General features: G+C 37.8%; 21 protein-coding genes and 2 pseudogenes. 15 read left to right on the plus strand and 8 right to left on the minus strand.

The window, feature by feature from the left end:
• Window positions 1-357: 357 nt before the first annotated feature.
• From P4V41_RS16750 to P4V41_RS16775, 6 genes are all read left to right on the plus strand, one after another.
• Window positions 358-1,599, plus strand: coding sequence for an MFS transporter (locus tag P4V41_RS16750; protein ID WP_328086298.1), 1,242 nt, complete (start codon window positions 358-360; stop codon window positions 1,597-1,599).
• 176 nt (window positions 1,600-1,775) lie between these two features.
• A complete protein-coding gene (locus P4V41_RS16755) occupies window positions 1,776-2,333 on the plus strand; it encodes a DJ-1/PfpI family protein (protein ID WP_066391610.1) in 558 nt (185 codons plus the stop codon).
• 210 nt (window positions 2,334-2,543) lie between these two features.
• The gene (locus P4V41_RS16760) at window positions 2,544-3,188 is read left to right on the plus strand and encodes an FMN-dependent NADH-azoreductase (RefSeq protein WP_328086300.1); all 645 of its coding nucleotides are present in this window, start codon (window positions 2,544-2,546) and stop codon (window positions 3,186-3,188) included.
• Between the two features lie 120 nt (window positions 3,189-3,308).
• Window positions 3,309-3,917, plus strand: coding sequence for a nitroreductase family protein (locus P4V41_RS16765; RefSeq protein ID WP_328086301.1), 609 nt, complete (start codon window positions 3,309-3,311; stop codon window positions 3,915-3,917).
• Window positions 3,918-4,050: 133 nt separating this feature from the next.
• Window positions 4,051-4,236: a YtzI protein gene (ytzI, locus tag P4V41_RS16770; protein ID WP_328086302.1), complete on the plus strand. Its 186-nt coding sequence runs from the start codon at window positions 4,051-4,053 to the stop codon at window positions 4,234-4,236.
• Window positions 4,237-4,252: 16 nt separating this feature from the next.
• A complete protein-coding gene (locus P4V41_RS16775) occupies window positions 4,253-5,176 on the plus strand; it encodes a DNA-3-methyladenine glycosylase (protein ID WP_328086303.1) in 924 nt (307 codons plus the stop codon).
• Window positions 5,177-5,213: 37 nt separating this feature from the next.
• Here P4V41_RS16775 and P4V41_RS16780 read toward each other — a convergent pair whose 3' ends face one another.
• The 7 genes and pseudogenes from P4V41_RS16780 to P4V41_RS16810 form a co-directional block, all read right to left on the minus strand.
• A complete protein-coding gene (locus P4V41_RS16780) occupies window positions 5,214-6,143 on the minus strand; it encodes an alpha-L-glutamate ligase (RefSeq protein WP_328086304.1) in 930 nt (309 codons plus the stop codon).
• 89 nt (window positions 6,144-6,232) lie between these two features.
• The gene (locus tag P4V41_RS16785) at window positions 6,233-7,432 is read right to left on the minus strand and encodes a hypothetical protein (protein ID WP_328086306.1); all 1,200 of its coding nucleotides are present in this window, start codon (window positions 7,430-7,432) and stop codon (window positions 6,233-6,235) included.
• Window positions 7,426-8,643 carry a DUF58 domain-containing protein gene (locus tag P4V41_RS16790; RefSeq protein WP_328086307.1) on the minus strand — a complete coding sequence of 406 codons (1,218 nt, stop codon included), beginning with the start codon at window positions 8,641-8,643 and terminating at the stop codon, window positions 7,426-7,428. Before P4V41_RS16790 ends, P4V41_RS16785 begins: the two co-directional genes overlap by 7 nt.
• A 1-nt stretch (window position 8,644) precedes the next feature.
• A complete protein-coding gene (locus tag P4V41_RS16795) occupies window positions 8,645-9,592 on the minus strand; it encodes a MoxR family ATPase (protein ID WP_328086309.1) in 948 nt (315 codons plus the stop codon).
• A gap of 165 nt (window positions 9,593-9,757) precedes the next feature.
• Window positions 9,758-10,054: pseudogene (locus tag P4V41_RS16800) on the minus strand (3D domain-containing protein); the annotation flags it as partial.
• 24 nt (window positions 10,055-10,078) lie between these two features.
• Window positions 10,079-10,345, minus strand: a pseudogene (locus P4V41_RS16805) (peptidoglycan-binding domain-containing protein); the annotation flags it as partial.
• A gap of 226 nt (window positions 10,346-10,571) precedes the next feature.
• On the minus strand, window positions 10,572-10,730 hold the full coding sequence (locus P4V41_RS16810) for an aspartyl-phosphate phosphatase Spo0E family protein (protein ID WP_328086310.1): 159 nt from the start codon (window positions 10,728-10,730) through the stop codon (window positions 10,572-10,574).
• A gap of 185 nt (window positions 10,731-10,915) precedes the next feature.
• Here P4V41_RS16810 and P4V41_RS16815 point away from each other — a divergent pair, with 185 nt between their 5' ends.
• Window positions 10,916-12,517, plus strand: coding sequence for a cation:proton antiporter (locus tag P4V41_RS16815; protein WP_328086311.1), 1,602 nt, complete (start codon window positions 10,916-10,918; stop codon window positions 12,515-12,517).
• A gap of 26 nt (window positions 12,518-12,543) precedes the next feature.
• Here P4V41_RS16815 and P4V41_RS16820 read toward each other — a convergent pair whose 3' ends face one another.
• The gene (locus P4V41_RS16820) at window positions 12,544-12,708 is read right to left on the minus strand and encodes an aspartyl-phosphate phosphatase Spo0E family protein (RefSeq protein WP_328086312.1); all 165 of its coding nucleotides are present in this window, start codon (window positions 12,706-12,708) and stop codon (window positions 12,544-12,546) included.
• A 196-nt stretch (window positions 12,709-12,904) separates the two neighbouring features.
• On the opposite strand from P4V41_RS16820, the gene P4V41_RS16825 reads away from it, so the two are divergent.
• The 8 genes from P4V41_RS16825 to P4V41_RS16860 all read left to right on the plus strand — a co-directional run bounded on the left by P4V41_RS16825 (window position 12,905) and on the right by P4V41_RS16860 (window position 22,138).
• Window positions 12,905-14,221 carry a hypothetical protein gene (locus P4V41_RS16825; RefSeq protein ID WP_328086313.1) on the plus strand — a complete coding sequence of 439 codons (1,317 nt, stop codon included), beginning with the start codon at window positions 12,905-12,907 and terminating at the stop codon, window positions 14,219-14,221.
• On the plus strand, window positions 14,218-17,010 hold the full coding sequence (locus P4V41_RS16830) for a DEAD/DEAH box helicase (RefSeq protein ID WP_328086314.1): 2,793 nt from the start codon (window positions 14,218-14,220) through the stop codon (window positions 17,008-17,010). Before P4V41_RS16825 ends, P4V41_RS16830 begins: the two co-directional genes overlap by 4 nt.
• Window positions 17,011-17,197: 187 nt before the next feature.
• Window positions 17,198-18,103: a hypothetical protein gene (locus P4V41_RS16835; protein WP_328086315.1), complete on the plus strand. Its 906-nt coding sequence runs from the start codon at window positions 17,198-17,200 to the stop codon at window positions 18,101-18,103.
• 18 nt (window positions 18,104-18,121) lie between these two features.
• Complete coding sequence (locus tag P4V41_RS16840) at window positions 18,122-18,892, plus strand: glucose 1-dehydrogenase (RefSeq protein ID WP_328086316.1); 771 nt, start codon at window positions 18,122-18,124, stop codon at window positions 18,890-18,892.
• Between the two features lie 131 nt (window positions 18,893-19,023).
• Window positions 19,024-19,302: an HU family DNA-binding protein gene (locus tag P4V41_RS16845; RefSeq protein ID WP_066236049.1), complete on the plus strand. Its 279-nt coding sequence runs from the start codon at window positions 19,024-19,026 to the stop codon at window positions 19,300-19,302.
• Window positions 19,303-19,471: 169 nt separating this feature from the next.
• Window positions 19,472-21,316: a PAS domain S-box protein gene (locus P4V41_RS16850; RefSeq protein ID WP_328086318.1), complete on the plus strand. Its 1,845-nt coding sequence runs from the start codon at window positions 19,472-19,474 to the stop codon at window positions 21,314-21,316.
• Window positions 21,317-21,369: 53 nt separating this feature from the next.
• Window positions 21,370-21,618: a hypothetical protein gene (locus tag P4V41_RS16855; RefSeq protein ID WP_328086319.1), complete on the plus strand. Its 249-nt coding sequence runs from the start codon at window positions 21,370-21,372 to the stop codon at window positions 21,616-21,618.
• Window positions 21,619-21,694: 76 nt separating this feature from the next.
• Window positions 21,695-22,138 (plus strand): helix-turn-helix transcriptional regulator, encoded by a 444-nt coding sequence (locus P4V41_RS16860; RefSeq protein ID WP_328086320.1) that lies wholly within the window; start codon window positions 21,695-21,697, stop codon window positions 22,136-22,138.
• The last annotated feature ends 42 nt before the right edge of the window (window positions 22,139-22,180 follow it).

A 22,180-nucleotide genomic window follows, 5' to 3' on the forward strand; every position in this document is an offset into this window, starting at 1 on the left:
TCTCAGGATTTATGATCGATGCCGAGAATTTATGATCGGTTCCGAGAATTTATGATCGATGCCGAGGATTTATGATCGATGCCGAGGATTTATGATCGATTCTCAGGATTTATGATCGGTTCCGAGAATTTATGATCGATTCTCAGGATTTATGATCGATGCCGAGAATTTATGATCGATTCGGAGGATTTATGATCGACTCCAGAGAAATTTCTCATCACCTTAAGGGTCACTTTTTATTCGATACTCTCACCTACTTCTGAAACACCATCAAAGAACACCATCAAAGACGTAATCATCCATCCTGTGGTACACTTTGTTTGGTTTTGATTACCATAAAAAGGATGGTACATATTTATGATTAAAGCAAATCGCTATTTTCATTTTTTATGGAGCGGACAGACGCTCGGAAATTTAGGAGATATTCTATATATTATTTGTCTCATTACACTTGTTTATAATGAAACAGGATCTGTCTTACATATGGCTTTTATTCCATTTGCGAAGACGATGTCGTTGCTCGTTTCAGGTTTTATTGCACCTCTATTCATCGAAAAGTACAACCGAATGAGTTTGTTGATCAATACGCTGCTACTTAAAACAGGATTGTTATTTTGTTTATGTCTATTGAGTTTATATGGAATACATAAAGCCATTACTTTTACACTTTTATATGTGTTAATAGTGGTTATCTCTCTGCTCGAAGGTCTCGGAAATCCTGCACGAAGATCAATGGTACCTGACCTCGTAGAAAGTTCTGAGCTTGTTAAAGCAAACAGTTTTATTAGTATTGCAAACCAGACCTCTATGCTCCTATCCTGGCCGCTCGGAAGTGTGCTTTTAGTAGTATGGGGTGAACAAAACATGCTATGGGTTACTTTCTTCATATTTGTAGCTGCAACTTTACTTACAACACAATTAAAGGTTAACGAAAAAGAAAACGTTCAATCACATGAATCAAAGTGGCACGCAATGAAAGAAGGATGGCAACTGATTTTTCAATCGAAAAAGCTTACCACTTTAACGGTTATGGATGTGCTTGAAACCTTCGGTCATGGGGTGTGGATTGCCGCGATTCTTTATGTTTATGTTGAAACGGCGATTGGAAAAGGAGAAGCATGGTGGGGTTACATCAATGCGTCTTTCTTTGCAGGAATGATGGTAGCGGGTCTCGTAGTATATCGGTTTTCTAAAAAAATGGAATCACAGCTGGGATTTGTCATTATGGCATCTACTGTTTGTTTGATGTTACTTAACGTTTGGTTCGGTTTGACATCATCAGCGTGGATTGCCTTATTTGTGTCATTCGTGTTTGGGTTTCCGCAAATGGCGAGAGATGTTTCGCAAAATACGTTAATTCAAGAATCCTATCGAGATAAACAGCTAGCAAAAGTTTACGCATCTCATGGAACCCTCGTGTATGGGACATTTGGAATAGCAACATTACTACTTGGTTGGTTTGCAGAAGAATTTGGAGTCCGGGAGACATATGTGTTAGTAAGTTTTCTGTTCCTCCTTTCCTTCTTGATTGCATTCCTAAATCGGAAAGTCCTACATTCTAACCAGAAAAAAGACACTTTAAAACACAAAGTTATATAAATAACCTATCAATTCTATCTAATAAGTTGGGAAAACTGCTTGTATTTTACTAAAAAGAAAGCACATGTTCTCCTTCAATTTTCCCAATACAAAGCAAGTTGGCATCCTGTTACAATAATTATACACCCTCTTCCCAGCAAGACGGGTAGAAAAGTAACAGGAATGGGTGAATACCATTGAAAAAGAAAGTGCTTGTCTATTTGTATCCACAGTTTAGAGAAGTTGAAGTAATGACGACTTTATCTATAATCGGTAAAAAATATGAAGTGCTGCCTTTCTCGCTGTTGCCAGGAACTGTTACAAGTGAATGTGGTTTACTGATGCAGCCTACGATAAAGATGAAGAATATTAGTCCAATCGATTATGAGATGCTTATTATTCCAGGAGGAAAGCAAGCATTCACACAAGGAAATCCAAGGCTTTTACATCTATTGCAAGTTTTCAACAGAGAGAATATAAAGATTGCAGCTATTGGGAACGGGGCAGTTATTTTAGGACGAGCCGGCATATTAAACGGCAGGTCATATACTGTTTCTCTACGTGAAGATGAATTTGCTAAAACAAACAGCTGGTTAAATGGTACTTACCAGTCTAAACAGATTGTGGAAGATAAAAATTTGTTAACAGCAAAAAGCCATGCTTATATTGATTTTGGTTTAACGATCGGGGACCGTTTGCAATGTTTTGACGGCCTTGAAGAATATAATTTTTATAAAGGTACTAGTTCCTTTTAACGGAACGATTAATTTTTGCTCCCCCTTATCGCTTTCTGGCTATTAGCCAGAAAGCGTTTTTTAATGGAAAAAATCACTAAAATAAATCATGATAATAATTAAAAGTTTAGTGCTTGACAAAAGTAAGTAATAGAATTATGATGTAAAAGAATCGACTTACTAAAGAGAAGTTAATCACTAAATACAACAGATATAAAAGGAGAGAAAAAAATGAAAGTACTTTACATTAACTCTAACCCAAAACCAATGGATCAATCGTTTGGACTTCGTTTAGGACGTCACTTTTTAAATGAACTTTCTAACCAAAATGTAAATGTTGAGATCGAAACGGTAAATCTTTATGAAGAGAACATTCCGTTCATCGATGCAGATGTTCTAGATGCTTGGGGGAAATTAGCTGCTGGCTTAGAGCTTTCTCCATCACAAGTCGAAAAAACAAGCCGAATGGGAGAAATTTTAGAACAGTTCCTTTCAGCAGACATGTATGTATTCAACACACCAATGTGGAACTTGAGCTATCCTCCAATGCTTAAGGCGTATATCGATAATGTAGTAATGGCAGGTAAGACGTTTAAATATACGGAAAACGGACCAGCTGGATTATTAGGTGGAAAGACTGCTGTGCACGTTCAATCTCGTGGCGGTGTGTATTCTGAAGGTCCTGCTCAAGCTTTTGAGTTTACGAACGGATATCTTCAAGGCGTGATGGCATTCATCGGAATTACTGATTATCATCATGTATTTACAGAAGGGATGGCAGCAGCACCAGATCGTGCAGAAGAAATTTTGGCTGATGCAAGAGAAAGAGCTACAGAATTAGCTAAGGAATTAGTCTTAGCGAAACGCAATGCATAACTTTTGACTTCAACTGATAACCCACTATAATTGGTGGAATAGTAACGAGGTGTCAACGAAACGTGGCACCTCGTTATTTGTAGAGAACTTTAGAGAAATGTGGGATAAGGAGTGGAGAAAATGAACGAAACATTTAAAGTTATGGAAGAACGATCTTCTGTACGTTTGTATGAAAAAGATAAAGAAATCCCGAACGAAACACTTTACCAAATCCTTGAGATGGCAGGAAAAGCACCATCAGCATGGAATCTTCAGCACTGGCGATTTATTGTAGTAACGTCTCAAGAACAAAAAGAAAAACTTTTCCCAATTGCTTATAATCAAAAGCATGTGTTGGATGCATCTGCTGTAGTTGTAGTCTTAGGAGATACAGAAGCAGATAAAGTAGCTGCGGAAGTATTTGAAAAAGCTCCAGAAGAAGCAAGAAATATGTTATTGAAAAATATAAACTCAGCCTATTCACAAGGTCGTGCGATTGGTGAGAGAGAAGCACTCAAAAATGCATCACTTGGTGCGATGCAGCTCATGCTTGCAGCTAAAGCAGTTGGAGTTGATTCATGTCCGATGACAGGGTTTGACCATGCTGCGATTGTGCCTGCACTCGGAATCCCAGAACGATTTATTCCAGTTATGATGATTACATTAGGATATGCCGACGGTCCTGCAAAACCTACAGAGCGCTTTGATGTCAATCGAATAGTAATGCATGATAAGTTTGAAGAAAAATAAATATAAATTTAAGCAGTTGTGCCTACTATCGGCATAGCTGCTTTTTTCATAGCATTAACTCGATTAGTGCTAAATTATTTAATGGGAAAATGTGCTATCATACAAGTAAAATCAGTTTTGATAAGGAGTTTGTATGAACACATTAACCATTTCAATCCTAATAACCCTCGTTATCATTATCTTCGTCGTTATTATTTTTGCAGCCGCCATTACGAAAGGGTATTCCTATAAACATACAATCGACCAGTTAGAAGACAATCCATATCTGAAAAGTGAAACGAAAGAAAAAGAAACAAAAGAGGGTAAAGAGCGTTCATAAGAAAGGATGTACAAGGATGAAGTTTGTCATTGAACCTAAACCACCGTTTGATTTTCAAAAGATGATGCAGCGACTCACAGTTACAGGAAAAACTCATGTATTAAAACTCAATGAAGAATTTACATCATACGAAAAAATAATCAAAATTGAAGAGGTTTCTTGCTATGTAAATGTAACATCGAGTGGAACCGTTAAAAGCCCCTCTCTTAACTGTAAGGCTATTCCTTTAAATGGTCACGTTTCTGAAGAAGTTGTGAAGAAAAAAATTCAGCAACTGTTTTCAACAGAAGTCGATCTTTCACCTCTTTATGAACACTTCTCTAAACATAAGGAATTGGTTCATGTGCTACAACGCTTTGAAGGATTAAAACTTCTTACAGACACTGATCTGTTTGAATCCATTGTAAAAATTATTATTGGCCAGCAAGTGAATTTAACCTTTGCTGGAACCTTGACCGAACGACTTATTGAGCTTGCTGGTGAAAAAGTGGAGGTAGAAGGAAGTATATTTCAAGTCTTTCCAGCTCCAAATTCTGTTTCGAACCTCAAATATGAGGACCTTCGCGAGCTTCAATTCAGTCAGAGAAAAGCCGAATATATCATTGATCTGGCAAAGCTTATTTCAGAAGGTACTCTTGATTTAGAAAGCTTATGGGAGATGTCAGATGAAGAAGTGCTGCAAACTCTGTTGCCTATAAGAGGAATAGGAAAATGGACGATTGAATGTCTTTTAATATTTGGAATGGGAAGAACGGATGTACTGCCTGCTGCAGATATTGGTTTAAGAAATGCTATCTGTGGAGTTTGGAAGTTAGCTGAGCAACCATCAGAAGAAGAGGTGAGGGTGCTTGCTATGGACTGGACACCATGGCGTACATATATCACATATTATCTATGGGAGAGTTTGAACCAGACTCCTGCTGTTGTTGATCATACTTAATAAAAAGGTGAGGGCATTCAAGCCCCACCTTTTTGATTTATAATTCTTTCCCTAAAAACTCCGCAATCGCCTTCATGCCATATATACCTGCTTCTGCTTCAGCATCACGATTGTAGTTCGTATTTGTGTTTACATCATAAGTAAATACGTTTCCACTCTTATCCGTAATGATCTCGATGCCGGCAAACGCAATACCATTTGCGTCTAAGAACGCCTCATAATTTTCTTGTAGAGGAAGTACAAAGTCTTTAAGAATCTTAAACTTTGGTGTTGGATTCTCTGGTTGATCTGTGATCGGACAGAACTGATCACCAATCTGGCAAGCATCAGCAGGACAAAGTTCGAATCCATCAGAAGTATCTACTTGAACGGCATATAAAAACTTGCCGCCAATAAATTCGCATCGGACGATAAATGGTTCTGGTGCTTCGATATAATCTTGCAAAAGTGTGATTCCGTCAATGGATTCATCAAAATTCTCCGATTGTACATAGGTTTCAAGAGCAGCCTGTGTTTGGAACAATTGAACGCCAAGGCCTTTCCCCGCACGATTGTGCTTTGTGATGAAAGGACCGTTAAATCGTGTTGCAGCAAGTAACAGCTCATCTTTTCCGTACGCAGCAATCGTCCGTGGAACAGGGATATTAAAAGCTTTTAGTGCACTATATTGGTTCACTTTACTGATCTCGAGCTGAAGCGCTCTAGAGTCGTTAAACACTTTACGACCATAGCTCTCAAGCCAGGATAGTACCGCGGATGTATATTCAGGTGCATATCTATGCCCTCTCGTATGAGAAGATGCGCTCATTCGGTTATAAAATATACCTTGTGGGGGAGCTTCTGTCAGATCAATGTGACCTTTTGCCATATGCCAATCTTCATAAAGGAGACCAAGCTCATCAAAGCGTTGAAATAACGGGGCAGTCCATTCGCTATTTTCATGGATAACATATATTTTCATTGTCATAATATCCTCCTAATATGCCAGAAATCCGACTATTTATATATTATTAGTCTATATTAGATGAGGTTGTATGAACAGAAAAAAGAAGCCACTTATCTTGGCTTCTTAAAGTGCTCTGATTTTTCGAATTTTTTTAATACATTTACATAATGATGGTATTCATCATCATGAATGATTTCTTCACCGTAACGTACTTTTTCGTAAGCCTCTAATACGGAATCCGCCTCTTCTCCTGACAAATCTAGTCTCAAAAACCAGTTCGGAGCAGATTCACCAGGTTGCCTTCCGAATCCCTTCTTGTCCATTACTTTTTCAAAGTGCAAAAATCTTTTTCTTGTTCTGTCTTTGGACTGAAGCCATCTTTTTTTGCCCATCAACTGGCGGTTTGCATAAGAATTATCGAGAACTGAGATGTTTCCGTCAAACACTAAGCTGGACTGATTGTTGAATGCATTCCTCTTTTTCCAAAGAAAGAGCATGACGATGATGATAAGAATCGCAATGGTCGTGTATAGAAGCATTGGAGATTCCGCTAGCGTTTCAGGACGCTGCTCTAATACGTCTGTCTTACCGGTATCCCCATTTCCGCTTTTCTCCATTTTAAACAATTGTCTAAGCATTTGAATTAAAGGGGGAAGAAGGGAGATTAACTTCCAGAGTGGAACCGCCAAAATGTAATACAGAATAAAGAACACACCGTCTAATACCCAATAAAGTAGTTGTTTTAAAGGTCCTAAGACAGCGAGAATCACTCCGCTTAACCCAACTAGTGTTAAAGGAACAGTGAAATCCTTCATTACGATACGAATAGAATCATTCTTAAAATAATGCAGAGTCATTTTAACGAGCAGCATAAGCAAGAATTGAATCCACACAGCTCCATACATTACTGTATAGCCATCTTTGAAAAAGAGGGAAAGAAGTAATGTTAACACGGCACTAATACCAAAGATCAATTCAAGATCTGTCTTCAATGGATCGCTCCAATTTTCTGCGCTTCTCCACATAAGTACGATTGCTATAACTATAGATAATAGGAGAGAAGAAGTCATATACCAAAACAACAGTGTTGATAAAATTACAACAGTAAAGAGTGTGATCTTACTTAAGTTAGGTTTATAAAGGTATAAGCCTCCGCTAATCGCGATAATTGGAATGAGATTTGAAGTGAACCATACGAATTCAAGCCAAGTTGAACCTCCTGAAAAGATGGTCAGTATTATAAAAACAAGCATGGCGTCAAAGCTTAAGTTCATTCCATAAAGAGTAAATTGCTGATTTTTCTTTAACATGATGCGACCTCCGCTGAAAGGTATGGCATCAGAATGGCAAGTTCTTCATCATGTTCGACATAAAAGGTTCTTCCCCCTGATCTAGACCATTTCTTTATTAAAATTTGAGAATTCGGATCGGTGGGTATATGACCTAAAAAGATGACAAACGGACTCGTACCAACAAAATTACGATCCATCTTATTCCACATCAACTGAGGTTTTACGATGACATTTGAACGATCAATCCTTGCCAAACCTTCAAGGATGCTGCTTAAGTGAACCGCTCCGCTACCGGTTGGTACATGATACATTCCCATCGGGCCAGGGACTTTAAAGTTAATGTATACTTCAAACGGTATTCCTTTTTCAGCAGCAAATTGACACATGTAAGCCAAATAGCTGATCTCGTTTTCCATATCCTCAGAAGATTTCATCTCTTGATGGTCAGGGAGGATCGTATAAACAAAAGTCCAGTGATACACAACTGTCTTTTCAAATACTTTCGTTTGAAGTGATCCTGAGCGTGCTGTGGCTTTCCAATGTATTTTATGAAAAGAATCACCAGGCGCGTATTCTCGGTTTCCTGCAGGAAGAGAAACATTTTCAAACAAAGCGAAAGGTCTCACTGCTTCACCACTACCTTGAGAAAACAGATGCTCAATCCGTTGAACAGGAAGCGGTCTTGGGTAAACAACAATTTCCGTTGGAAAGATACCCAAATAAGCCAATGCTTGACCACTTAAGGAAAGAGGGTCTTGAACCTGCAGCGTCAGATTAGAAATTCTGGTTGTTCCTCTTCGTGTAGCAGTAAAAGGTATTGTTTGTGTAAAAGAGGTTTGACGATAGAGCCCAAAATGACGTTTTACTTCAATTCTTCCTTTTGCAGTGTTGTTCGACTCAACATCTCCTGTGACAGATATCGGTGCTCGGTGTGTGAAGATGAGTTCTCCTCTATAAGAAGGCCATTTTCCCTTATGAAGAAGTTTTACATAAAACTGATCACTATCGCCAGGAAACAAACGATGAACTTGTTTAGTAGTATCAAGTACAATATCATTTATTGCTGACCTAGATTGCAGCAACAGCGTTCCATATAAAAAAATGATGGCCAGCCCTATTAAAAATAAAAATGAAATATTACGATAAAAACCAATCAAAAGGATTAGTGGGCTGAATACAACTAAGATTCGAAAGATGGATTTAATCCATACCTCGCTGTTCCATTGCATATTATCTACCCGCCTCAGACTCTACAGGGACTATGGTAACATCAAGGATCTCTTTTAACACTTGCTCTTTCGTTTTTCTCATCGTTCCTTCCATCGTCAAAACTAGTCGGTGAGTTAATACATATGGTGCTACAAATTGAACATCGTCTGGAGTAACGAACGTTCTGCCCTGCACGTAAGCAGCGCCTTGAGCAGCTTTCATGAAAGCAAGGGTACCACGAGGAGACACGCCGTTCTCAATAAACTCATGACTGCGCGTAGCGTGTACAATGGACAGTAAATAATTTTCAACACTATCACTAACATGAATGTGCTTTACTTCTTCTTGCATGACTAATATATCTTCTAAAGAGAATACAGGCTCTAAAGAGTCTTGAGGATTCTTTTTACGATACATGTGAAGCATTTCTTTCTCTTGATCGTAATTTGGAAACCCAGACGGCAGTTTCATAAAAAAACGGTCAAGCTGTGCCTCAGGAAGCGGGAATGTTCCGTGAGATTCAATAGGATTCTGTGTTGCCAGAACTAAGAACGGAGACGGAAGGGGAAGGGTTTCACCATCAATCGTAACCTGCCTTTCTTCCATCACTTCTAATAGACTGGATTGAGCTCGAGGTGTCGCACGGTTAATTTCATCCGCCAATAAGATGTTAGTCATAACCGGACCAGGGCGCAGCTCAAACTCTTGATGTTTCGGGTGAAAGAATTGTATGCCCGTAATATCAGCAGGAAGGATATCTGGTGTGAACTGTATTCTCTTAAATTCTCCTCCTATCAAGCGAGCGAGGCTTTTAGCAAGCACGGTTTTTCCTGTCCCAGGAACATCTTCTAATAATAAGTGACCTCTATTAACTATTGAAATCATCGTTAATTCAACAAGTTCTTCTTTTCCTGTCAATACTTCCGCTATTGCATTTTTAATGATCGACATCTGATCCTTCATGTTCATCTATGTACATCCTCTCAAAAATGTTAATTTAACTTTATCATTATTATAATATTTAGAAAATAAAAAATGTAATATTTTTGAAATTAATATAAACATAAAAAAACTCACAGCATATTTTTATGCTGTGAGCAAAGAAAAGATGAGGTACAGTGACCTCATCTCATTTTAGTTTAAAATTGTAATATTAACGCTTTTTCTGCCCCAATTAACAGCATCTGAATAGTTCTTCAAAAAGATATCGATCTCTTTACCGTTAATACCGCTGCCTGTATCATCAGCTACAGCATAACCATACCCAGGAACATAAACAACAGATCCGATAGGAATAACATTTGGATCAACAGCGATTACTTTTGCATAAGGAATTTCTTTTAAATTTGTGCCATTGAATGTTGTACCGCTACAGCCTTCACAGCTTGCTGTATAGGCAGTCGCAGCAACAGTCATACTCTTTTTTGTAACATTATTTTGAATGCTGTTAAACGTTTGAGGTCCTGCAATACCGTCTACTAATAAGCTTTTAGCTCGTTGATAATCGGTTACAGCTTGTTTTGTAACGGGACCGTAATAGCCTGTTGTTACAGCAAAATCATAAAATCCTAACGCTTTTAATTTTCCTTGAAGTTCATACACGTCATTGTCCCAAGTACCCGGTCGGAGAGTGTGATCCCCCATTGCTGCAAATCCACTAACGGGAGCAGAAACGAGCAATCCGAATGCTAGAGCCCCTGTAATTACCCATTTTTTTATCATGATAACTCCTCCTAATATGTATAATTGGTTAAATACGCCTCGGTTGCCAATTATACTAATCGAATGTGACAAACTCGTTAGGAGAAGGTAACAAAGAGATTACATTACTATTTTCATATAATAATAGGTAATTTTGGAATTTAATAGATAATACTTATGTACGTTTCGTTTAAGTCTAAAATCATAATCTCTTAAACGACAAATTCCCCAGGAAATAGACAAATAATTACGAGTTATCGCTAGTTTCACTTATGAAATCATCTAGGCGATTTAACAACTGATCTAATTCCTGACTGCAGATCACCGTTTCTTTTGCAGTTAATCCATATGTTTTTCCAAGACATAGCAACACTTCACGTTTTTCCTCAATTAATTGCAATAACATGTTCTATTCACAACTTTCATGAGAGATTTTATCTTCACTTAATATGCAATAAATTTACAAAAAGAAAAAGGGTTTCGGCTAAAATAGTGATAATGTTACATAAAACTACAAAAAGAATATGGAAATGTCGAATGACTTCTTTTAATCATGGGTCTGAATTAAAAGTGATTAGGGAATATATGAGAATGATTGAGTTAGAAAGAGGTGTTTACATGCATCATTCTTTTAATATAGCACTAGTCTTATTAGCAGTAGCTGTTGGTGTAACGGCGGTGGCTAAGAAAATGAATAAGCCATACCCAATCGCGTTAGTTATTATAGGAGGAATAATAGGGCTTGTACCAGTACCGGAACTTGATCCGCTAAAGGGAGTAATAGAAGAAGGCTTTACTTTTCAATTTATTATTATTTCTTTGCTGCTTCCTATTTTATTAGGAGAAGCAAGTATTAAACTTCCCTATCGTCATCTTCGTGAACAGGCAAAACCGATTATGGCGCTTGCGGTGGGTGGGACATTTATTACGTTTCTTGTTGTAGGTTTGGGATCCTACTATTTGCTTGGTTTTGGACTTCAAACCGCTTTTGTTTTTGCTGCTTTAATGAGTGCTACAGACCCTGTTTCAGTATTAAGCATATTTAAAACTCTCGGGGTGAATAGAAAACTTGCTACCATAATTGAAGGAGAGAGTTTATTTAACGATGGATTAGCAGTTATACTCTTTATGATTGCTTCAATCTATTTACCTACTTATATCGACATGGGGAGCGGAGGTTTTTTTTCAGCGCTCATTATGCTCTTAAAGGTATCTATTGGCGGTGTGCTCGTAGGTGTAGGACTTGGATATATCTTTTCAAAGTTAACGAGCTGGTATGACGATTATCCGCTTGAAATCTTATTTTCAATCTTGTTGTTTTATGGGAGTTTTTCAATCGCGGAGAGTATTCATGTTTCAGGAGTAATAGCCGTAGTTGTGGCGGGTTTAATTTTTGGAAACTATGGCGCAAAAATTGGAATGAGTCCTACTACCAAAATCAACATCCACTCATTCTGGGATGTTTTAGCTTTGTTTGCAAATTCAATCGTATTTTTACTCGTAGGACTAGAAATTGCTTATATTAATATAAACGATAAATGGGGATTGATTTTAAGCAGTGTAATTATCGTGCTTTTAGCAAGAACTATCTCGATATACAGTACTTTGTTTAGGATGAAAGGAATTCCTGCAAAGTGGAAGCATGTGCTTAATTGGGGTGGGCTAAAAGGATCCTTGTCTATTGCACTAGCATTAAGTTTACCTAATGATTTTCCAGGAAGAGAGAATGTTATTATACTAGCTTTTAGCGTAGTGTTCTTTTCTTTAATTGTTCAAGGGTTGACGATATCACCTTTAATCAGTAGGTTGAAGGTAAAGGGACAGGACAAAGAAAAAACAGAATATGAAGAAATCATTGCGGCTGTAAATCGATATGAGTATGCAATAGAACGTTTAGTAAAGTTGAAACGAGAAGCAATAATCTCACCTGTTGTTTTCGAAAGGATACAGTCACTATATTTACATAGCAGTGAAGTAGCAAAAAAAAGGTTAGATCATTTATATGAACAACACCCAGAGTGGAGGAAATCTCAAGAGTATAAGGCAACAATAGAAGCTTTATATGCTGAGCATGATGCTGTAGAGAGTTTAATTCGAAAGGATATGATCTCAAACAAAGTCGCCAGAGAGGAAATTGAACGGATACTTGATAAGCTTGAAAAACAAAGATCCCTTTATAATGAACATAATTAAAATGGCCGGTCATCACGGCCATTTTTTTATATTTCTTGTTTTATTCTAGCGTACTGATTTAACAGTTGATCTAGCTGTTGACTAATTGAAACGAGTATAGGGTTTGTAAGATCATAGTTAAGTTGATTAGAAACAAAATATAATTCTTCTCGTAATTTATAGATTTTTTCTTGAATGGTGATTTGTTTCATCAGTAGAGCTCCCTTTCAATGAACATGTAAAAAAAGTACTTTAATGTATTATCGGTAAAAAATGGAATAACTTAAGTTTTAAGAAGTGTTTCTTTGGTCAATTTCAACGGTTTCCTTTAAAATAGATATGATATACATGAATGAGTATAGATGTATTTTGCTATAATTGGTAATAAAAAGAAAGGGGGGAGACGGAATGAAACCAACTGAAGAACAAAAAGATAAAGATCTAACTCAATTCCACTATGAAACGCCTGAACAAAAAGTACAAAACACACATTCTGTGCAACTATGGCGAGAGTATTTTTCAGAACGGTTCGAAACATTCGAGAGACGAAAATTGCAAACCGTCTCCTTTCGAGATCTCGTGGATGGAAAAGATACGAGTTATACGTTTGTTCATATCTATCGCGATTATTATCCTGCGCTCTTAAATGCAGGACAATTTTTTGACGAAGATATTGCGTTATTATACAAATATCACGTACAAATCGAAACGCTGATTCGATTGTTTGCGTTTGAAGGTCAATATGGCGTAGCTACATATATGCAGTCAAACTTTGATGCTACCGTTGAGAAACTATGTGATCAGATGTATATAACATTAAAGCAGATCAACAGTAAAAAGTTATTGAATGAGAATAAAAAACTTTTGGAAGAGAGTTTAAGAAACTTTCAGAGCCTTTATGAAATCCCTCCTAAGTGGGGACATCTTCTTTTTTATTTATTTCAGGTCAGCTGGTCGTTACTTTATGTTGAGCAAGCATGGGTTAGCAAGTATGAAAAGCAACTTTTAGAAGAAAAAGAGAGTGGCAAAACATCTCAAATGCTTGAACTAGCTCTTGTTCATTTTGCTTTTGCTAGTGGAAATGAAGAACTAGCTTTTAAACGGTTAACTCAGTGTGAAAAAAAAGTAGATATGGTTCATTATCTTGTTTGGATGAAGTTATTAGTAGACAAGCAAGAATGGAATCGTCTCTTGTTGTGGCTGCTTGATCTAAAGCCATATTTTCTAGAAGGTGTTGGAACGTACTATTACCATTCTGAATCTCGTGAGTTTTTTCATGAATACTTGAGCTATTTTTGGAAGTACGCTCAACATACAGGCGACGAGGATCAGTATGAAGAGATGCTGATTGAGTTCTTGCCAATTACGTTCTATGAATACGGAGAATATTTGATGGTGATCGGTGAGCACGAGAGGTGGGTAGAACTGCAAGTTATTATGGGCTACTCACCGGAATTGATTCAAAGAAAGGATTTAAAAGAGGTCGTATCCTTTCAAAAGGAATCAGTACTGCCTATCTATCACCAAGCGATTGATAGGCTTATAAATGAGAGGACTAGGAAATCTTATCAATCCGCTATCAAACATTTGAAAACACTTCGATCCTTATATTTTGATCTTGGTGAAGAAGAACGTTTTTCACAATATATCAATCAAGTTGCTACTGTTTATGGGCGGCTTAGGGCCTTTCAGGAAGAGCTAAGGAAAGGAAAGTTTATTTCATGATCGATACAAGCAATCTTTTGTTACACGCGAAATGGCTTCATGGCAACATGGTTTTATGGGCCACTAAACATTCGAAAAGAGTGCATGTAAACGACTGGAAACCTCTTTTATTTACATGGCATAAGCCTTCATTCTATGGGACGATGCTAGATGTTGATGATGATCAGAATGTATATTTAAATGCCGGAGAAGCTTTTGATCTTTTTAATCGATATCCCGACTTTTTTATAACGAAAAGCAATTGGGAAGATGATTCTTGGACTTTTGTAAAAGAGGCTAATGATGTCTTTCATTTGATGCAAAAAGAAAAGGTTACTCCTGACTATGAAGCATGGAAGACAGGATCATGGGCATGGAGAACGGATGGAGAGAGGATTGAATCAGCTTGGGTAACGGAAGCTCTTTCAACATTGCCACACGACAGCAACACATACATGCCTTTAAACTTTAACAGAGAACGTATGAAGCGTATATCTCGACAGATTATATCCGCCTTGAATCATTTAAGTGAAGAGGAATGGCTGATTAAGATTGGCTGGAGAAAAGATCCTAAGCCTTTTGATATTATATTTGAACTGTCTGAACCTGCAAATGATGGTGAAGCTAATGAAGATGTATGGAAATTAGACGCCATTCTTCAAGAAAAAGATGATGGAATAGCTGTACCGTATCTCGGAAAGAGCACACTTCTCCCTGAAGAATGGAAGCCTTACAAAGAGAGGTTAGAATCTGATATAGAGCTTGTGTCAAAATTAATCTCATGGTTAAAACCAAATGCGAGAAAAGAAATACGAAATGAATTAACAGAGAAAGAGGCTTGGGATTTTTTAACACTAAAAAGCGATCTTTTAAGACAGATTGGATTTACTGTAGTCCTTCCAGTATGGTGGCAAACTGTTCAAGAACTTCAACCAAAAGTTAAGGCCAAAATCAAAACAAAATCACAGCAAGCTGGTGGAGCACCATCGTTCTTAGGTTTAAATGCAATCATGCAATTTGATTGGCGAATGTCAACGGGTGATGAAGAGCTTACGGAAGAAGAATTTCGGAAGCTTGTTGATGGAAGCAGGAGGCTCGTGCGAAGAAACGGTCAATGGTACAGAGTAGATCCTGAGTGGATGAAACAAGTACGGCATCTTATTAAGAACGTAGATCGTACAGGAATTCAGTTAAAAGATGTTCTAGAACAGCATCTTTTAAATATGGAGACCAACCCTGCTGAAGAGGGTCTTGAAGGAATAGAGTCAGATGGACCAATGCTCGACATAGAGTGGGATGAACCATTGAACGCATGGATGGATCAACTTACGGAGATTAAGACACTGCCAATTGAACATAAAGCAGAAAACCTGATCGGAACGTTAAGAGATTATCAGAAGACAGGAAGTTCATGGATGTATTTTCTCCGAGAATTCGGTCTTGGTGGTTGTTTAGCTGATGATATGGGGTTAGGAAAAACAGTTCAAACAATTGACTACTTTTTAAAAGTAAAAGAAAAAGAAAAGCAAGAAGGAACTTTTTTACTTGTATGTCCTACTTCTGTAATCGGGAACTGGCAAAAAGAGCTTCAAAACTTTTCACCCACTTTATCCGTTGGTCTTCATTACGGAGGGAACCGAAAAAAAGGAGATCACTTTGCTGAGTGGTACAAAAAATTTGATGTTGTTATTACTTCCTACACGACTTGCCAGCTTGATTTTAGTGAGATGAGTGAAACGTATTGGGAAGCAATCGTGCTTGATGAGGCACAGAACATTAAGAACAGCTACACAAAACAATCAAGAAGTATTCGTAGACTTAACGGACGCCACAAGATCGCGCTAACAGGAACTCCTGTAGAAAATAGACTTCTTGAACTTTGGGCTATTTTCGATTTTTTGAACCCGGGCTATTTAGGAAGCGAACCATCGTTTCAGAAAAAATTTGTAGTGCCAGTGGAAAAAGATAATGATACGTTGCGTTTACAGCAATTAAAACAACTTGTTCAACCATTTTTGCTTCGTCGTACTAAAATGGATCCTGCTGTTCAGCTCAATTTGCCTGAGAAACAAGAGATAAAAGAATATTGTCCGTTATCAAAAGAACAGGCTTCTTTATATGAAAGACTTGTTCAAGATACATTTGAGCAGTTAGAAAAAGTAACTGGGATGCAAAGGCGTGGATTATTACTTGCGATGCTAGGGAAACTAAAGCAAATATGCGATCACCCTGCACTATATACGAAGAACGATAAGCTAGGAAAACTTGAGGATCAATCAGTAAAGTTTGCTAAAACGATTGAACTGATCGATGCGATTCTTGAAAAGGATGAAAAGTGTCTGATCTTTACTCAGTTTATTTTTATGGGTGAATTAATAAAGAAGTATGTGGAGAAAAAATTCGGACGAACGGTACTGTTTTTGCATGGCAGTCTAAGCAAGCAAAAACGTGACCAAATGATAGATAGTTTTCAAGATGGAGAGCACCCTATCTTTATCTTATCTTTAAAAGCAGGCGGAACAGGACTTAACTTAACCGAAGCAAATCATGTTATTCATTACGATCGATGGTGGAATCCAGCTGTTGAAAATCAAGCGACAGATCGTGCCCACCGTATCGGACAGAAAAAATTTGTGACGGTGCATAAGATGATCACGCTTGGTACATTAGAAGAGAAGATTGATATGATGCTTGAGAGCAAAAAAGAACTGTCAGAAAAAGTAATTCAGAGTGAGAATTGGATTACCGAGTTATCAACAGACGAATTAAAAGATCTATTTACGCTGAGAAAAGAGTGGGTAGAATCGTAAGTAAAGCACAGCCGAATAGCTGTGCTTTTTTTAGTGGGCTGTACATGATGATTGAGTTGTTCAATGTTACGAAACAGCTTATGAGCAAGTTGTTTTTTGTTGTTTTCGATTTCTATTGGATAGCAGCGTCTTTTTCACGGATTTTTTGATAAACTTATATTATTATCCAAAAATTAGGGGGGTAACGATGCGAATAGAGTCGTTACTAGCTTGGGGCATCTCAGTCATTTTTCTTGTATTATTGATACTCATTTATACGAAGAAAGCAGACCGCGAAGAATCAAAGATCGGGTGGAAACTGATTGGCTACTTTTTATTAGGTACGTTTACGTTTCGTATTGAATCTTGGGTACTACCAGTGGGACTTGCGATCTTCCTGCTCTTTTTCCTTCCTAAGATCATCGTAAATAAAGATGCTAAAAAGTGGGCTGCTTCTCTAGGAGTGTTATCTTTTGCATCAAGCTTAATTATGAACTACTCAGTAGCTGCTTATTATGAAGAAGTGTTCCGAGTTAATGCTCTAACAAATGCATACGAAATGAAATTAAATAAAGAGTATGAGAAGGTAAAGAAAGCGCTGCATGCAGAAGGAGAGCTTACTATCAATAACCTGTCGCTCATTTTTAATAAGAAAGGAAAGATTCAGCAGTTTAACTATGAAGCTTCTTATTATAGAGACGGTCGAGATATGAATGCATGGGTCACTTTACACGATGGCAAATATCAAATTAGCACTCAAATTCAGGATGCGAAACTCCAGATGGTAAATCGACAAAACTATATCTCTTCACCTCACATTTATTTTAAAGCGCTCGATCTGCATGGATTAAAACATATGGTTCCAAAAGGTGATTCCTATTATTTGAGCTTCACAAACTTTGAACAAGTACAGTTTGATAGTGTGGACAGCTCTTTGTGGAACATAGAGAATTCAGGTATTAAAAAAATTACTGATCTTGTAGTACGTGAGGACGATTCTGAAATGGAAGACGATATGGATATACCTACCTACCAAATTAGCATTCATACGATGAATACTTATGAGACAAACCAAGAACGTTACTTCATCATTTCCCCCGAACTTTTTAACTAAATAGAGGAGGTCGTATACGTGTATTTACCGTCATTTTCACTTAAAGGCAAAACAGCACTCGTAACTGGTGCTGGAAGAGGGATCGGACAGGCAATCGCGATTGGATATGCTGAAGCCGGAGCAGATGTAGTGATTGTATCAAGAACACAGTCTGATTTGGAAAAGACAGCACAGTTGATCGAAAGTGCAGGAACAAAAGCTTATATTTTTGAAGCAGATGTTACGAATAAGGAACAAGTTATTGGAATTTTTGAAACGCTAGACGAAGAGGGGGTAAGCGTAAACATTCTTGTGAACAATGCAGGAATGAATATCCGATCAAAAGCATTAGATGTCTCTGATGAGGAATGGGATATCATCATGCATACGAATCTTCGTTCAGCTTTTTGGTTCTCACAGCAAGCAGGTGAACGTATGAAGCAAGCTGGCGGAGGTAAGATAATTACTATTTCTTCTGTTGCAGGACATGTCGCTCTTCGAACAGGTGTTGTCTATGCCTCTACAAAAGCTGCTATAATACAGATGACGAAGAACTTAGCACTTGAGTGGGGGCAGTACGGAATTAATGTGAACAGCATAGGCCCATGGTATTTTAAGACACCATTAACAGAGAAACTACTAGCTGACGAGGAGTATCTACAAGATATACTTTCTGTTACTCCGCAAAAGAGAGTAGGAGAATTACCAGACCTTGTGGGACCTGCTGTTTTTTTAGCAAGTGAAGCAGCTGATTACGTGAACGGCCAAACACTATTTGTTGATGGTGGAATGACTATTCAAGGTTTCTGATTAGAAAACGAATTATTAAACTATATAAATATTTTTCGGAATTTTGTATCTTTCTGTATGAAACCTATCTTTTTAGTTAATAATGTTGCTACACAAGCAGTTCATTTAATGTTTGAAAGGAGCAACACATAATGAAAAAGATGGATTTAGTAGATGCAGTTCGAAATGCAACGAGTATGAACAAAAAGGAATCAGCGCTTGCCGTTGATGCAGTGTTAGATGCGATTACAGATGCTTTGAAAAACGGTGAGAGCGTACAGCTTATCGGTTTCGGAACATTTGAAACAAGAAACCGTAACGCAAGAAAAGGACGCAATCCTCTTACTGGCGAAGAAATCATGATTCAAGCAAGCAATGTGCCAGCTTTCAAGCCAGGTAAATCGCTAAAAGAAGCGGTAAAAGCCGTTTAATCGTCAGTAAATACAAAAGACGCTTTCCTCGAGGAAAGCGTCTTTTTGTCATATTAAGGCGAAAAATACACGAATTTGACGTGCGAAACTACAAAAAAAATAAAGGAAAATAGCCCCTTTTATTTAATTTATAGACGTTAAGAAAGTTTAGTAAAAAAGGGTGGATAAAATGAAAGTATTGAGCCAGGACGAATTACCTGCAGTTGCCACTTTAAAAGAAATGATTGATGTCCTGCCTGAATTTGTTTGTTTAAGGTATCCGGATGGAACTTGGGCAGAAGCAAACCGGTTTGCCCTCAATATTTATGGAATCAACCACGATGAATATAAAGGAAAAAGTCTTGAGGAACTAGAAACAAGACTTTCATATGAAGCGATTGAAAGGTGTAGTCTTTCCGATAAGAGAGCATGGGAAACAAGAAAGCCAATAAAAACAGCTGAAAAGATACTCATGAAGAGCGGTCGAAAAGTGATGCTCGAGCTCATTAAGCAACCAACCTTTACGAGTGATGGAAAACCTCAAGTGTTAGTCATAACGGGGCGAGATATAACACCCCATAAGCAAAAGGAAGAAGAGTTGAGTGTGGCTCTCGATTTATTAGAGTCCGTTTTAAAAGGAACGACAGATGCCATTCTCATTATCAATACAAGACAAGAAGTTATTAAGGTAAATGATGCATTCATTCAGATGTTTGGTTGGGCTGAAGAGGATTTCTCAGAGGATAATGACGACTATCCTGTTATTACACCTGAACATCTGCAAGGTGAGTCAAAGGAGATTATTGATCTCTTAAAACAGGGACAATCGGTTCCGCTTCATGAAACACAGCGTATCCACAAAGACGGAACCGTTTTTGACGTATCTGCATCTTTTTCAAACATATGTGACATGGATGGGAAGATAATGGGATTCGTAATTGTATATCGAGATATTACTTCTCAGAAAAAAGTAGAGCGTGCTCTACGTGAAAGTGAGGCGAAATATCGTTTGATCGCAGAACATTCTACAGATCTGATCACTGTGATTGATCCATCCGGTATCATTCAATATGTATCACCTTCACATTTACCTGTTCTTGGCTACGAAGACGGTGAGATTAAAGGCGCTATCCTTGAAATGGTCCATCCAGAAGATATACAGAGCCTGTCTGATCAGTTCATGAGAGCTCTTGTAAAAAAAGAACCGTTCCAGACAGAATTCAGACTGCTTCATAAGAAGGGTGATTGGATATTACTCGAGGCACGTGGCGTACCGGTTATGACAAAGGACGGACATGTTGAGAGCCTAGTTACCTTTGCAAGGGACGTAACAAAAGCTAAGCAGACAGAAGAACTTATGTTGAAATCGGAGAAGCTGTCTGTTTTAGGTGAGCTTGCTGCAGGGGTGGCGCATGAAATTCGTAATCCGCTAACCTCATTAAAAGGGTTTACGAAGCTTTTATCAGATGCAGACGATGTGATCCGATTAGAATATCTTAGAATTATGGAGTCAGAGCTGAATCGAATCAACGATATTGTCGGTGAGCTTATGCTTGTTGCTAAACCTCAGGCAGTTAGCTTTGAACATACGAACATTCAAGAACTGATCTATAGTGTTGTAAGATTGCTAGAAACGCAAGCGATCATGAAAAACATACAGATCTGGGTAAATATCTCGGATAACATTCCGCTTGTATATGGTGTGGAAAATCAGCTTAAACAGCTTTTTATCAATCTATTAAAGAATGCGATTGAAAGTATGGATAAGGACGGAGAGATTCATATTAAGATTGGAACTCGCAACGATTCTGTTTTGCTCGAGTTAAAAGATCAAGGCTGTGGTATTCCGGATGAACGTTTGAAAACTCTTGGAGAACCCTTTTATACAACAAAGGAAAAAGGGACGGGTTTAGGATTGATGGTTTGCTTTAAGATTATTGAAGAGCATGGTGGAGCTATACAATTTTCTTCTGTTGAGAACGAAGGAACGAAGGTGGAGATCGAACTTCCTACTGCACCTGCTTCAACCAAATAAGGTTTAAAGTTTGTAAAATCCGACCACACTGTTCATAAGGGAGTGTGGGAAAGATGAATAAATATCGTATCTTTTTTGTATACCGAGTGAAAGATTTAAATTATATTCATGTGCATGGGATGAACATGGAAAATAAGAAGTTGTTCACAGTTCTTATCTCGTCTCCAAACGATGAGATGAACCTGGCCAATCATTACAGTGAGCTTCCTAATGAACTGTTGTCATTGTTAGAGGCGGAGAGTACACGAATTAATTCTGGGCTCTATGACCTTGCTCATTGGGAACCTTATACGTATAGCTGATACTCCTTTCAATTTTGTTGAAAGGAGTTTTTTTGTGTAAAATGTTCCTAAAAGGATAAAAGGAGAATTTCTTATCATGACGCAAGACGAAATTGTGGATTTATTAACAGGTAAGATTAAACTCGTTCGAACGGAACTTGGATATACTCAAGACAAGATGGCAGATATATTAGGTATATCAAAGAAAACGCTAGTGCAGATCGAAAAGGAAAGAATCAAAGCGAGTTGGACAGTAATCGTTGCGATGTGTGCACTTTTTCGGAATTCTGACATTCTTAACAATGCCCTTGGTGGAAATCCTCTGGATGTTATGGAACTAGTCGTCCATGAGTATGTAGCAAGATCAAAGGAGAAAACATGGGGTGGACATGTGTGGTGGAAAGAAATAGATTCACATAAAAGCTACCGGCTCCAACAGAATGTAATCAGTCATCATTTCCGAATTCTCGATCAAAACGATTATCGTGTATTTAGTTCATTTGAAGAAAAAGAAGCACGAAATAGATTGAAAGAGATATAGTAAAATAATTGTTTCATAAAATATTTAATGTGCTGTTACATT

Source organism: Fictibacillus nanhaiensis, from assembly GCF_036213205.1.
Taxonomy (GTDB): domain Bacteria; phylum Bacillota; class Bacilli; order Bacillales; family Fictibacillaceae; genus Fictibacillus; species Fictibacillus nanhaiensis_E.

Excerpts from the sequence above, each read along its gene's own strand:
- P4V41_RS16750 (WP_328086298.1), top strand. The coding sequence starts at position 358 with ATGATTAAAGCAAATCGCTATTTTCATTTTTTATGGAGCGGACAGACG.
- P4V41_RS16760 (WP_328086300.1), top strand. The coding sequence starts at position 2,544 with ATGAAAGTACTTTACATTAACTCTAACCCAAAACCAATGGATCAATCG.
- P4V41_RS16765 (WP_328086301.1), top strand. The coding sequence starts at position 3,309 with ATGAACGAAACATTTAAAGTTATGGAAGAACGATCTTCTGTACGTTTG.
- ytzI (WP_328086302.1), top strand. The coding sequence starts at position 4,051 with ATGAACACATTAACCATTTCAATCCTAATAACCCTCGTTATCATTATC.
- P4V41_RS16775 (WP_328086303.1), top strand. The coding sequence starts at position 4,253 with ATGAAGTTTGTCATTGAACCTAAACCACCGTTTGATTTTCAAAAGATG.
- P4V41_RS16780 (WP_328086304.1), bottom strand. The coding sequence starts at position 6,143 with ATGACAATGAAAATATATGTTATCCATGAAAATAGCGAATGGACTGCC.
- P4V41_RS16785 (WP_328086306.1), bottom strand. The coding sequence starts at position 7,432 with ATGTTAAAGAAAAATCAGCAATTTACTCTTTATGGAATGAACTTAAGC.
- P4V41_RS16790 (WP_328086307.1), bottom strand. The coding sequence starts at position 8,643 with ATGCAATGGAACAGCGAGGTATGGATTAAATCCATCTTTCGAATCTTA.
- P4V41_RS16795 (WP_328086309.1), bottom strand. The coding sequence starts at position 9,592 with ATGAACATGAAGGATCAGATGTCGATCATTAAAAATGCAATAGCGGAA.
- P4V41_RS16810 (WP_328086310.1), bottom strand. The coding sequence starts at position 10,730 with ATGTTATTGCAATTAATTGAGGAAAAACGTGAAGTGTTGCTATGTCTT.
- P4V41_RS16815 (WP_328086311.1), top strand. The coding sequence starts at position 10,916 with ATGATTGAGTTAGAAAGAGGTGTTTACATGCATCATTCTTTTAATATA.
- P4V41_RS16820 (WP_328086312.1), bottom strand. The coding sequence starts at position 12,708 with ATGAAACAAATCACCATTCAAGAAAAAATCTATAAATTACGAGAAGAA.
- P4V41_RS16825 (WP_328086313.1), top strand. The coding sequence starts at position 12,905 with ATGAAACCAACTGAAGAACAAAAAGATAAAGATCTAACTCAATTCCAC.
- P4V41_RS16830 (WP_328086314.1), top strand. The coding sequence starts at position 14,218 with ATGATCGATACAAGCAATCTTTTGTTACACGCGAAATGGCTTCATGGC.
- P4V41_RS16835 (WP_328086315.1), top strand. The coding sequence starts at position 17,198 with ATGCGAATAGAGTCGTTACTAGCTTGGGGCATCTCAGTCATTTTTCTT.
- P4V41_RS16845 (WP_066236049.1), top strand. The coding sequence starts at position 19,024 with ATGAAAAAGATGGATTTAGTAGATGCAGTTCGAAATGCAACGAGTATG.
- P4V41_RS16850 (WP_328086318.1), top strand. The coding sequence starts at position 19,472 with ATGAAAGTATTGAGCCAGGACGAATTACCTGCAGTTGCCACTTTAAAA.
- P4V41_RS16855 (WP_328086319.1), top strand. The coding sequence starts at position 21,370 with ATGAATAAATATCGTATCTTTTTTGTATACCGAGTGAAAGATTTAAAT.
- P4V41_RS16860 (WP_328086320.1), top strand. The coding sequence starts at position 21,695 with ATGACGCAAGACGAAATTGTGGATTTATTAACAGGTAAGATTAAACTC.